The sequence below is a fragment of the Microvirgula sp. AG722 genome (genome assembly GCF_003269145.1).
Taxonomy (GTDB): Bacteria; Pseudomonadota; Gammaproteobacteria; order Burkholderiales; family Aquaspirillaceae; genus Microvirgula; species Microvirgula aerodenitrificans.
Map to the genome: position 1 here is coordinate 103,309 of NZ_QLTJ01000001.1, position 12,769 is coordinate 116,077.

The following is a 12,769-nucleotide window of genomic DNA, read 5'->3' on the forward strand; positions in this document are numbered from 1 at the left end:
GTCATCTCATTGTTGATGCCGACATTAACGCGCGGGGGATTTAACCATGGATTAATCGCGCGCCGTCTCAGCAGCCGGTCAGACCTGCCATGTCCAGCAGATTGAAGCCGGACGGGGTATCGACTTCGACCTTGGCCGTGACCGTGCGCGCCTTGTCATCGACGATCCCGGTCGGCGTCAGCGTCAGGTGGACGCTGACCATGCCGGTTGCATCGACGAACGACTGCCGTTCGCGCTGACCACCCGGCAGCGTGTCGCCGTCAGCCGACTTGCGCTTCAGCTTCAGCAGTTCCTTGCCCAGACGGATGCGCGCATCCCCGCTCTGGCTGACCACGAACAGCGTGCCGCCCTTGGGCTGGGTCAGCGTCAGCCCGCAACCCTTGACATCGATGTCCTTCGCCGCCAGCGGCATCACCTGCGCGGAAGGCCCGCTGTCGGGCGTGCTGGCGCAGGCGCCCAGCAACAATACGGTCAGGGACAGGCAGATTCGCGATAGCGGCTTCATGGACAGCTCCGGTTTGACAGCAAACTCGGATTTTCGCACAGCCGGGAAACGAAGAGCAGACGAGCGAAGCGAGGTTTCCCCGCAGCGGCGGGGACAGAAGGGGCAGGATTCAAACAGGCAGACTGCCGTGCTCACGACAGCTCCTGTCAGTCGGGCGTGCACCGACGCCACGCTGACCGTCGGTACCCACCTTTGCAAGCACTCCCCTTCGCCACGAAGCACGGACGAGCGAAGCGAGGTTTCCCCGCGGCGGCGGGGACGGAAGGGGCAGGATTCAAACAGGCAGACTGCCGTGCTCACGACAGATCCTGTCAGTCGGGCGTGTACCGACGCCACGCTGACCGTCGGTACCCACCTTTGCAAGCACTCCCCTTCGCCACGAAGCACGGACGAGCGAAGCGAGGTTTCCCCGCAGCGGCGGGGACGGAAGGGGCAGGATTCAAACAGGCAGACTGCCGTGCTCACGACAGATCCTGTCAGTCGGGCGTGTACCGACGCCACGCTGACCGTCGGTGCCCACCTTTGCCAGCAGTCTGAAACGAAGAAAGCCTCCAGTCGGAGGCTTTCTCTGTACTGCCCTGCCGCCTTACTTGCCGGCGGCGGCTTCCCTGGCCAGGTACAGCCAGGTTTCAACCACGGTATCCGGGTTCAGCGAGATGGTCTGGATGCCTTCATCCATCAGCCACTTGGCCAGATCCGGGTGATCGGACGGGCCCTGACCGCAGATGCCGACATACTTGTCCAGCTTGTTGCAGGTGCGGATTGCCATCGACAACATGGCCTTCACTGCCGGGTCACGTTCGTCGAAGGTCGACGCAATCGGGCCACCGGAGTCGCGGTCCACGCCCAGCGTCAGCTGGGTCATGTCGTTCGAGCCGATCGAGAAGCCGTCGAAATGCTCGAGGAACTGTTCGGCCAGCACGGCATTGGTCGGCAGTTCGCACATCATGATCAGGCGCAGGTCGTTCTTGCCACGCTCAAGGCCGAAGCCCTTCATGATGTCGACCACGGTCGACGCTTCATTCAGCGTGCGAACGAACGGGATCATGACTTCGACGTTGGTCAGGCCCATCACGTCGCGCACCTTGCGGATCGCACGGCATTCCAGCTCGAAGCAGTCGCGGAATTCCGGAGCGACATAGCGTGCGGCACCGCGGAAGCCCAGCATCGGGTTTTCTTCATGCGGTTCGTAGCGGCTGCCGCCGATCAGGTTCGCGTACTCGTTCGACTTGAAGTCGGACATGCGCACGATCACCTTCTTCGGGTAGAACGCGGCAGCGATGGTGGCGATGCCTTCGGCAATCTTGTCGACATAGAAGTCGACCGGGCCAGCGTAACCGCCGATGCGATCGGTGATGGTCGCCTTCAGGTCAGCCGGCAGGCTGTCGAATTCGAGCAGCGCCTTCGGGTGGATGCCGATCTGGCGGTTGATGATGAATTCCATCCGTGCCAGACCAACGCCATCGTTCGGCAGCTGGGCGAAATCAAACGCCAGTTCCGGGTTGCCGACGTTCATCATGATCTTGACCGGGCTCTTCGGCATCGAATCCAGTGCCAGATCGATGATTTCGATGTCGAGCAGGCCGTCATAGATGTTGCCGGTGTCGCCCTCGGCGCAGCTGACCGTCACCTTCATGCCTTCCTTCAGCACGCTGGTGGCGTCGCCGCAGCCGACCACGGCCGGGATGCCGAGTTCGCGGGCGATGATCGCCGCGTGGCAGGTACGGCCGCCACGGTTGGTGACGATGGCGGCGGCACGCTTCATGACCGGTTCCCAGTCCGGGTCGGTCATGTCGGTCACCAGCACGTCGCCGGCCTTGACGCTGTCCATTTCGGACGCATCGCGCACCAGACGCACCACACCCTGGCCGACCTTCTGGCCAATGGCGCGGCCTTCGACCAGCACGGTGCTCTTGTTCTTCAGGCGATAGCGGCGCAGCGTATCGACACGGCCTTCCTGCGACTTCACCGTTTCCGGACGGGCCTGCAGGATGTACAGCTTGCCGTCGATGCCGTCACGGCCCCACTCGATGTCCATCGGACGACCGTAGTGTTTCTCGATGATCAGCGCGTAACGGGCGAGTTCTTCGATCTCGGCATCTTCCAGCGAGAACACCGCACTCTGTGCCGGATCGACATCAATGGTGCGCACCGAACGGCCGGCCTGCGACGCATCGGTGAATTCCATCTTGATCAGCTTGGAGCCGCGGTTCTTGCGCAGGATGGCCGGGCGGCCGGCGCGCAGCGTCGGCTTGTGCACGTAGAACTCGTCCGGGTTCACGGCGCCCTGCACCACGGTTTCGCCCAGGCCGTACGACGACGTGACGAACACGACGTCCTCGAAGCCCGATTCGGTGTCGATGGTGAACATCACGCCGGCGGCGCCACAGTCCGAACGGACCATGCGCTGAATGCCGGCCGACAGCGCGACCACGTCGTGGGCAAAGCCCTTGTGGACGCGATACGAGATGGCACGGTCGTTGTACAGCGACGCGAACACATGCTTGATGGCGTCCATCACGTGTTCGAAGCCACGGATGTTGAGGAAGGTTTCCTGCTGACCGGCAAACGAAGCGTCAGGCAAATCCTCGGCAGTCGCCGACGAGCGGACAGCGACCGAGATGTCGCTGCCGGCATCTGCCAGCATCTTTTCGTAGGCGGCCCGGATCTCGTCTTCCAGCTTGGCAGGGAACGGGGTGTCGACGATGAGCTGACGGATCTGCTTGCCAACGCGGGCGAGCTCGGTCACATCATCCACATCCAGTTTGGCCAGCGTCTCATTGATGCGATCGGACAGGCCGTTATGGGCGAGGAAATCGCGATAGGCCTGTGCGGTCGTCGCAAAACCACCGGGGACACGCACGCCGGACTCCGCCAGTTGGCTGATCATCTCGCCAAGCGACGCGTTCTTGCCGCCAACGTGTTCGACGTCGGTCATGCGCAGCTTGTCGAACCAGACAACGTAATTCTCTGCCATTACTGAAAATTCCTGTTGGGAGGGGTGGGAATCGGTAAAGGCCGGATTCTAGCCGAAAGATGACAAAAAAAATATTGCTCTGCCGCAGCGCAGCACGTTCGCGGCGACAGGCGTACAGTCCGGCCCAGCACAATGACGACGTTCTGACCGCCGCCGGCAACATGCATCGCTAGCGTTTCGCGGCGCACGGCGTTCGTTATACTCCCGACCATCGCCACACGGAGATTGTTTCCATGCCGCACCGTCGTTCCGCCTTCTTCATCTCCGACCGGACCGGTATCACCGCGGAGTCCCTGGGCAATGCCCTGCTGACCCAGTTCGACATGCTGGAGTTCAAGCGCGAGACCATACCGTTCATCGACACGATAGAAAAAGCCGAAGAAGTCGCCCGCCATATCTGCGCACGGGCGGAGAGCGACCAGCACCAGCCGATCGTGTTCATCTCGGTGGTCAATGCCAAGGTGCGCAGTTCGCTGCACGTCGAGGACAGCGCGCTGGTCATCGATTTCTTCGACTCGTTCATCGGTCTGCTGGAAACCGAGCTGGGTCACAAGGCCACGCAGACGGTCGGCAAGAGCCACGGCATCGTCGACAACGAGCAGTACGACCACCGCATCGAGGCAGTGAATTTCTCGCTGAACCACGACGACGGCGTCAAGCTCAAGGACCTCGACGAGGCCGACGTGATCCTGGTCGGCGTGTCGCGTTCGGGCAAGACCCCGACCTGCCTGTATCTGGCGCTGCAGTACGGCGTCAAGGCCGCCAACTACCCGCTGACGCCGGAAGACCTGGACAGCCCGACGCTGCCGCGCATCCTGCTGCCGTTCAAGCAGAAGATCTTCGGCCTGACCATCGATCCGCAGCGCCTGCACCACATCCGCAGCGAACGCCGGCCTGACAGCCGCTATGCGTCGATCGACAACTGCCGGCGCGAAGTCAACGAGGCCGAGTCGATGTTCCGCCACCATGGCGTGCCGTTCATCAGCACCACGCACAAGTCGATCGAGGAGATCGCCAGCACCATTCTGCACAAGACCGGCATCTCCCGTCGTTTCTGACGGTTGACAAGCCGGGCGGCGGGCGCGACGATGCGGTCATGACTACCGCATTGCAACGCACGTTCCATTGGTGGCGCCGTCCCTGACAGCGGCGTGCGTTTTCGTGCATCAAAAACCATGCCGCCGCGAAAGGCGGCATTGTTTTTTCCCCCTCTCGCGGCGGCTCCCCCTTTCTACCCGGAGCAAGCCCATGACAGATTCCCGCCCCATCGTCCTGACCGGTGACCGGACCACCGGCCCGCTGCACCTCGGCCACTACATCGGCTCACTGGTCAACCGCGTCGCACTGCAGGACAGCCATCGCCAGTTCCTGCTGCTGGCCGACGCGCAGGCGCTGACCGACAACATGGGCAACTACCTGAAAGTGCGCGACAACGTGCTGCAGGTCGCACTCGACTACCTCGCCGTCGGCATCGACCCGGCCAAAAGCACGATCTTCATCCAGAGTCTGGTGCCCGAGCTGTCCGAGCTCGCGTCGTACTACCTGAATCTGGTGACCGTCGCCCGTCTCGAACGCAATCCGACCATCAAGGACGAAATCCGCCTGCGCGGCTTCGAGCGCGACATCCCGGCCGGCTTCCTTACCTACCCGGCGGCACAGGCCGCAGACATCACGGCGTTCAGGGCCACCGTGGTGCCGGTCGGCGAGGACCAGATCCCGATGATCGAGCAGACCAATGAAATCGTGCGCCGCTTCAATGCCAGTGTCGGCCAGGAAATCCTGGTCGAGTGCAAGGCCGTGGTGCCCAAGGTCGGCCGCCTGCCCGGCTTCGACGGCAAGGCCAAGATGAGCAAATCGCTCGGCAATGCACTGCCGCTCGGTGCCAGCCCGGATGCGATCCGCCAGGCTGTGAAGATGATGTACACCGACCCCAATCACCTGCGGGTCGAAGACCCGGGCCAGGTCGAGGGCAATGTGGTGTTCACCTATCTGGACGCGTTCGAACCGGACACGGCCATGGTCGAGGACCTGAAGGCACGCTACCGTCGCGGCGGCCTGGGCGACATGGTGATCAAGAAACAGCTCGAAGCCCGCCTGCAGGCACTGCTGGAACCGATCCGCACCCGCCGCGAAGACTATGCGCGCGACCCGGCCCAGGTGATGGCCATCCTCAAGGACGGCACCGCCCGCGCCCGCGAGGCCGCCGCGCAGACGCTGGGCGACGTCAAGCGCGCCATGGGACTCAACTACTTCTGAGCCAGCGCTTTCAGCCCTTTGCAGTGACCGGCGCCACGGCGCCGGTCGGGCTGTCATACACCGCCAGATCCAGTTCACCCTCGCTGCGGGCGACCAGCACCGCGGCCAGGGTATCGCCGGAAACATTGGTCGGGGTATTGGCCATGTCGATGATGCGGTCGACGGCCGCAATGGCGGCGATGACTTCCAGCGGCAGCCCCACCGAGCCCAGAACCATGCTCATCACCACCAGCCCGGTGCCGGGCACGCCGGCCGCACCGATGGCCGACAGGGTGGTGGTCAGCACCACGGTCACCTTCTGCATCAGACTCAACTCGATCCCGTAGGCATTGGCGGCAAAAATCGCCACCGCCCCCAGATAGGTCGCCAGCCCGTTCATGTTGATGGTCGCCCCCAGCGGCAGCACGAAGGACGCAATGCTGTTGTGGACGCCGAGCCGCCTTTCCGCCGTGTCCAGCGCCAGCGGCAGGGTCGCGTTCGAACTGGTGGTCGAGAAGGCGAACAGCTGCACCGGCAGCATTTTCTTCAGGAACGGCCAGGGCCGCAGTCCGGCCAGCATCAGCAGCAGGCTGTAGCACACCGTCAGCAGCAACAGGCAGGACAGCCAGATCGAGCCGACCAGGGCCGCCAGTTGTTCGATGACGGCAAAGCCGTTGTCCGCGGTCACATAGGCCATCAGCGCGAAGACGCCGTAGGGCGCAAACGCGAGCACCATGCTGATCAGCCGGAACACGACCTGGTTCAGCGAATCGAACAGGCGCCGGACCGGCTCCCCCGTCTCGCCGGACAGGTTGATCGCCATGCCGAAGAACAGCGCAAACACGATCACCTGCAGCACATTGCCGTCGACGAAGGACTTGAACGGGTTGGCCGGAAACAGGTTCAGCATCGTGTCGAGCATCGACGGCGGCGTCGGTACGCTGCCGGCCGTGCTGCCGAGGCTGTAGTTCAGCCCGGCGCCGATATTGAGCAGATCGGCCAGCAGCATTGAACTGCTGGCCGCGAACGCCATGGTCAGCATGTACAGGAACAGGGTCTTGCCGGCCACGCGCCCCATCTGGCGCACATTCTTCATCGCCGTCACGCCACAAACCAGCGAGACGAAAATGACCGGCATCACCACCATGCGGATCAGGGTGATGAATATCGTGCCGACCGGCTGCAACAGCCGGGCCGACTCGCCCAGCGCCAGGCCGGCCAGAACGCCCAGCAGCAGCCCGATCAGGATCTTGTGCCACATCTGCAGCGGAAAGGGGATACGCGCGACCATCTGCCTCCGGAAGTATCAATTGCGAACAACCGGTAATTCTTTGGTCAAAAACATCGCCAAGTCAAACAACAACAGTTTAATTTATTGCATTCGCGCATTTTTTAACGAATTTGCACCGAATCAATACAAAAAAGGAGGCCGAAGCCTCCCTTGTGTGCAGGAGCGGGTCGAACCCGCCCGGCTGACCGGTCCTACTTCAGCTTGATCTCCGACCACATGCGGTTCAGGTCGCGACGCTGCTTGGTGTTCAGGTCCTTCAGCTGCTGCAGGCGCCCCAGCGATGCCTTGTCCGGGAAGATGGCCGCGGTTTTCGCCAGGTCCTTCTTCACATAGGCCATCGCTGCCTGGTTCGGCGAACCGGTGCCCATCTCGTTCGACAGCTCGGCGCCGTTCTTGCCTTCCAGCATGAAGTTGATGAACTTGTACGCCAGGTCCTTGCGCGGCGCGTCCTTCAGCACCACGAAGTTGTCGATCGACATCGTGTTGCCTTCCTTCTGCAGACCGAAGCCGATCTTGAACGGGCGCCGGGCCTTCAGCGCATCCTGTTCCGCCTGGTACAGGTCGTTCGAGTAGCCGAGCGCGACCCACATGTTGCCAACCGTCAGTTCCTTGATATAACTCTGGTTGTTGAACGCGGCCCAGTACGGCTTCGCCTTCAGGATCACGTTGCGGGCAGCGGCCCAGTCCTTCGGATCGGCCGAGTTGGCCGACTTGCCGAGATACATCAGCGCAGCAGCCATCAGTTCGCGCTGCGAATCGAGCACGATGACCTTGCCCTTGATCTTCGCCAGCACCGCCGGATCGAAAATCAGCGCCCAGCTGTTGACCTTGTCGGCCACGCCAGCCTTCTTCAGCGCGGTTTCGTTGTAGCCGAGCACCGTGGTCGTCACTGCGTACGGGATCGAGTACTGGTTCTTCGGATCGAAGAAGCCGCCCAGGTAACCCGGGTTCAGGTTCTTGAAGTTGCTGATCTGCGCACGGTCGAGCGGTTGCGCCGCTCCCTTGCCGATCAGCGTCTGCACCGCGAAGCCGGTCGGCACGACCAGGTCGTAGCCCTTGGCGCCGGCGGCGAGCTTGGCGAGCATTTCTTCATTGTCGCCGTAGTAGTCCTGCACCAGCTTGCACTTGCACGACGCCTCGAAACGCTTCGCCGTCGCATCGGACAGGTAGTTGTTCCAGTTGTAGAGATGCAGTTCGTTCGCGGCAAAAGCAGTCGAGCTTGCCGCGAGCGACGCGGCCATCACCAATTTTTTCCACATGTACATTTCCCCCTTGCATTGGGTGGAAGGAAAACCGCGCGGCGTCGTGGCCGCCGCACGGGGCGACAGCGGGCCTTTTTCACCCCGCGCCCGTCAGGGGCGAAGCGGCTTGTTGTGACGATCACCGGTTTCCCGACGCTCGCGTTTGTAGCGGCCCTTGAAAACGGGGTGTCCTGTCTGGCCACCCCGTGTACTGCACCGGCCCGCAGCGGGGCCGAATCGTCATCCGTCAGGCGTTGGTCTTCATGGCCGACGGAGACAGTTTGGTCGCAATTGCAATCAGCGCCAGCGTCAGCAGCATCAGCAGCGTGCTGATCGCGTTCACTTCCGGCGTCACGGCAATCTTGATCATCGAGTAGATCTGCAGCGGCAGCGTCGAGGCACCGACCCCGGCTACAAAGAAGGTGATGACGAAGTCGTCGATCGACAGCGTGAACGCCATCAGCGCACCGGCGATGATGCCGGGCAGGATCTGCGGCAGCGTGATCAGCCGGAACGCCTGCCACGGCGACGCGCCGAGGTCGCGTGCGGCTTCGACCAGGCTGTCATCCATGCCCTGCATCCGCGCCCGCACCACGATGGCGACAAAGCCGATGCTGAACGCCACGTGGGCAATGATGATCGACACCAGGCCCAGTGTCATGTTGATCAGCACGAAGAAGATCAGCAGCGACACGCCAGTCAGCAGCTCGGGAATCGCAATCGGCGTCAGCACCAGGAACGGCAGCAGCCGCAACCTGAAGCGATGCATGGCGATGCCGGCCAGCGTGCCGAAAATGGTGGCGAAGAAGCTCGACACCAGACCGATCATCAGCGAGTTGCCGGCCGCCTTCAGCATGGCCGCGTCCTCGAGCAGCATCACGTACCACTTGGTAGTGAAGCCGACCCACTCCGCATTGAGCTTGGAGTCGTTGAACGAATACACGACCACGATCACCAGTGGCAGGTACAGGAACAGGTAGGCCGCGAACGCCGCGCCCCACAGCCATAGCGATTGCTTTCTAGCCATGTTTCTTCTTTCCTCCGCGCGCCACCGCCATGCCCAGCCCGGCGATGACCAGCACGCCGACCGTCAGCATGATCGACAGCACCGAACCGAACGGCCAGTCACGCGTTTCCAGGAACTGCTGCTTGATCAGGTTGCCGATCATGATGCCTTCGGTACCGCCAATGATGTCCGGAATGGCAAACATGCCGAGCGCCGGAATGAACACCAGCGCCCCGCCGGCATACACGCCGGGCAGGCTCAGCGGCCAGGTGATGCGCCAGAAGCGCTGCCAGGCCGACGCCCCCAGATCCTGCGCCGCATCGAGCAGCGCCATGTCGTGCTTTTCCAGATTCGCGTACAGCGGCAGCACCATGAACGGCAGGTGCACGTAGACCAGGCAGAGGATCACCGCGAACGGCGTGAACAGCAGCGACACCGGTCCGGCGCCGAATACTGCCAGCACGGCATTGATCGCCTTGGTGAACGCCGACGACGGGCCAAGGATGATCATCCACGCATAGATGCGGATCAAGAAATTCGACCAGAACGGCAGGATCACCAGCAGCAGCAGCAGGTCGCGGTATTTCTTCGAACTGCGGGCGATCAGCCACGACAGCGGATAACCGATCACCACGCATGCCACGGTGGTCACGGCAGCGTACAGCGCCGATTTCAGGAACAGCTCCAGATACAGCGGTTCCTCGAACAGCCGGCTGAAGTTGTCCAGCGTGAAGAAGTCGTGCCAGTTGTCGCGGTTGATCAGCACGGTGGTCACACCGGCGTCGTCCGTGCTCCACAGCGGATACAGCCCGCCGTAGTCGCCCGGCCAGCGGAATGCCGCCAGCGCCATGATCACCGACGGGACCAGGAAGAACACGACCAGATAGACGAGCGGCGGCCAGCTGAGCAGCCACTTGCCCAGATTCCTTTTAACCCAGTTCATTGCTTACTCCGCCAGGAAGCTGCCGGCGTCGTAACGCCAGGTGATCTCGACCGGATCGTCGTCATCAAACAGTTTGGCCAGGCCGGGTGCCGAGTTCGGCAGCATGGCCTCGATCTTCACGCCATCCCCGACCTCGACGATGTAGATGGTCACGTCGCCAAGATACAGGCAGTCATGCACGCGGCCCTTGAAGTGCGCTTCGCCATCGACACCGCCCGGCAGCTCGCGGTCGAGCTTGATCTTTTCCGGGCGCATCGAGAACCAGCCCTTCTGGCCGACGGTCAGACCGTCGCGGGCCAGGGCCTTCATTTCCCCGCAGCCGTTGATGGCGATGGTCATGGTGCCATCACCGTGCAGGGCGACGATCTCGCTGGCCAGCACGTTGCACTGACCGATAAAGTCGGCCACGAAGCGGTTGTTCGGGTACGAATAGATGGTTTCCGGGATGTCGAGCTGTTCGACCTTGCCGGCGTTCATCACCGCGATCCGGTGCGACAGCGCCAGCGCCTCGCCCTGATCGTGGGTCACGTAGACGAAGGTCACGCCGACTTCCTTCTGCAGGTCGATCAGTTCGATCTGCATCTGCTCGCGCAGCTTGGCGTCCAGTGCGGACAGCGGCTCGTCGAGCAGCAGCAGGCGCGGACGGTCGACCAGGGCACGGGCGATCGCCACGCGCTGACGCTGGCCACCGGACAGCTCGTGCGGGAAACGGGCACCAAACTGGGTCAGGCGCACGTCCTCCAGCAGTTCGTCGACCTGGGCCTGCAGCTTGTCGGCCGGCCACTTGGCCATCTTGAGCGGAAAGGCGATGTTGTCGCGCACCGTCATGTGCGGAAACAGCGCATAACTCTGGAACACGGTATGCACCGGGCGCTTTTCCGGCGGCACGGTCGACACATCCTGGCCGTCGAGCAGGATCTGCCCGGCATCGGGTTGTTCAAAGCCCGCGAGCATCCTCAGCAAGGTGGTCTTGCCACATCCCGACGGACCCAGCAGCGTGAAGAATTCGCCCGCTTCCACCGAGATGCTGACGCCATTGACTGCAGTAAAGTCGCCAAACCGTTTGACGACGTTGCGGATCTCAAGCAGAGCCATGTTTTCCCCCGCCCAAAAAGGTCGAAATTGTAGGCAAAAACCCCCGCGGATGAAACCGCAAATTTATTGCAATTCCATTGATTTACACTTTATTTTCCCATTACCCCATGGATTCGCACATTTTTCCTGCCGCGACACCCTGCCGGACGACGCCAGAGCACGAATCGCAGGCCGGAAATGCACGGCGTGCTCAGCCCTTTTCGTACAGCGGCCGGCCCGCCTCGATCCAGCCACCGGCCTGGCGCATGGTCAGCCGGTACAGTGCACAGTTGTGCTCGCCCAGCCGCTCCAGGTCCGCGCGCGCCATCCGCTCGAACGCCGCACGGTCCTGCGCCGGCACCGCCACCTCGTCCACCGCCTGCGACAGCGCAACGCGGTCGCGCACCACCCTGCGCACGACCTCGCCGGCCTGCTCGCGGTACCCGGCCCGGAACGGGTCCGGCTGGCCGATGGCAGCCATCAGGGCCGCATACTTGCGAATCGAACGACGATAACTGCGGGTGAACAGCTCGCCAGCGGCGGACGGGTCCTGCTGCTCGCGGATCGCCACCATCGCCTGCGCGTAGTCATGCGGGGCCACGTCCAGAAACGCCTGCGGCGCACAGTTGCACAGCATCAGCGGGATATTGGCGGCCAGCCGGCTGGTACGCTCGTTGCCATCCTCGAACGGCAGCAGATAGGCCAGCGACACCCAGAGGAAAAAGGCGGCTTCCACCGGGTTGCGGGTACGCCGCGCCTTTTCCAGGATCTGCTCGAACATCTCGCCGAGCAGCAGCGGCGCATGCGACGGAATGTACACGCTATCGCCGATGCAGATCACTTTCTCGCGAATCGTGCCGAGCCCGTCCTCGTCGGCCAGCAGCCCCTGCATCAGTACCGCGTGCAGATTGCGCACCACCAGCGTGGTCATGCCGTAGCGCGGGACGCTGTCGACCAGGAACTCGATGGCCGCCTTGTGGTTGAGCAGCATGATCGTGTCGCGATCCAGCACGTCGGGCCGGACCGCCCGGAACAGCGCCTCCGTGGCCGGCAGCGTGTGCCGACCGCCATCGAGCCGGGATGACGAGCAGGACAGATCGGTCAGCAGCGGACCGAGCACGGCGCTGGCATAGGTGCCGGCCGGCTGCCGCCCCGTCAGTCTCGCCTCGTCGTACAGGGTGCCGGCCAGGCTTTCCGGCAGCAGGAAGGTCTGGTTAGGCTGGTAGTCGTCGATAAAGCGCCGCTGGAAGGCGACCGGAGCGCGCGCACCGGGCGATGCCGGCAGGCGGTAGCGGGTCGCCGCAGTCCGCCCGTGCCGTTCGACCAGGCCCTCGTCGACCAGGCGGTCGAGATAGCGGCGAACCGTCGCGGCGGATGCGCCGACCTGGAAAACGATTTCCCGGGGCGTGACATCGGGATGGCCTGCCGACGCCAACTGGTGCAGCAGACCGAGGATCGTGTTACGGAGATGGGCCTTGGCCATTATTCACTCGAAAA

General features: G+C 62.9%; 10 protein-coding genes. 2 read left to right on the plus strand and 8 right to left on the minus strand.

Going from position 1 to position 12,769, the window contains the following annotated elements; translation table 11 throughout:
* Window positions 1-67 precede the first annotated feature (67 nt).
* Both DFO50_RS00470 and ppsA read right to left on the minus strand, forming a co-directional pair.
* A complete protein-coding gene (locus DFO50_RS00470; RefSeq protein ID WP_028497939.1) occupies window positions 68-505 on the minus strand; it encodes a hypothetical protein in 438 nt (145 codons plus the stop codon).
* A gap of 586 nt (window positions 506-1,091) precedes the next feature.
* Complete coding sequence (ppsA, locus tag DFO50_RS00475; protein ID WP_028497940.1) at window positions 1,092-3,482, minus strand: phosphoenolpyruvate synthase; 2,391 nt, start codon at window positions 3,480-3,482, stop codon at window positions 1,092-1,094.
* Between the two features lie 233 nt (window positions 3,483-3,715).
* Between ppsA and DFO50_RS00480 the strand changes: the two genes are divergently transcribed.
* Both DFO50_RS00480 and trpS read left to right on the plus strand, forming a co-directional pair.
* Complete coding sequence (locus DFO50_RS00480; protein WP_028497941.1) at window positions 3,716-4,540, plus strand: pyruvate, water dikinase regulatory protein; 825 nt, start codon at window positions 3,716-3,718, stop codon at window positions 4,538-4,540.
* A gap of 190 nt (window positions 4,541-4,730) precedes the next feature.
* Complete coding sequence (trpS, locus tag DFO50_RS00485) at window positions 4,731-5,738, plus strand: tryptophan--tRNA ligase (protein WP_112691902.1); 1,008 nt, start codon at window positions 4,731-4,733, stop codon at window positions 5,736-5,738.
* Window positions 5,739-5,748: 10 nt separating this feature from the next.
* Here the strand turns inward: trpS and DFO50_RS00490 are convergent, their stop codons facing one another.
* From DFO50_RS00490 to DFO50_RS00515, 6 genes are all read right to left on the minus strand, one after another.
* On the minus strand, window positions 5,749-7,008 hold the full coding sequence (locus DFO50_RS00490; protein ID WP_112691903.1) for a dicarboxylate/amino acid:cation symporter: 1,260 nt from the start codon (window positions 7,006-7,008) through the stop codon (window positions 5,749-5,751).
* A 191-nt stretch (window positions 7,009-7,199) separates the two neighbouring features.
* On the minus strand, window positions 7,200-8,267 hold the full coding sequence (locus tag DFO50_RS00495; protein WP_028497944.1) for a PotD/PotF family extracellular solute-binding protein: 1,068 nt from the start codon (window positions 8,265-8,267) through the stop codon (window positions 7,200-7,202).
* Between the two features lie 229 nt (window positions 8,268-8,496).
* Window positions 8,497-9,276: an ABC transporter permease gene (locus tag DFO50_RS00500; RefSeq protein WP_051528625.1), complete on the minus strand. Its 780-nt coding sequence runs from the start codon at window positions 9,274-9,276 to the stop codon at window positions 8,497-8,499.
* Window positions 9,269-10,198: an ABC transporter permease gene (locus tag DFO50_RS00505; RefSeq protein ID WP_028497946.1), complete on the minus strand. Its 930-nt coding sequence runs from the start codon at window positions 10,196-10,198 to the stop codon at window positions 9,269-9,271. The genes DFO50_RS00500 and DFO50_RS00505 overlap by 8 nt, the downstream gene beginning before the upstream one ends.
* 3 nt (window positions 10,199-10,201) lie before the next feature.
* Window positions 10,202-11,293 carry an ABC transporter ATP-binding protein gene (locus DFO50_RS00510; RefSeq protein ID WP_036385064.1) on the minus strand — a complete coding sequence of 364 codons (1,092 nt, stop codon included), beginning with the start codon at window positions 11,291-11,293 and terminating at the stop codon, window positions 10,202-10,204.
* Between the two features lie 190 nt (window positions 11,294-11,483).
* Window positions 11,484-12,755 (minus strand): Fic family protein, encoded by a 1,272-nt coding sequence (locus DFO50_RS00515; RefSeq protein WP_112691904.1) that lies wholly within the window; start codon window positions 12,753-12,755, stop codon window positions 11,484-11,486.
* Window positions 12,756-12,769 lie beyond the last annotated feature (14 nt).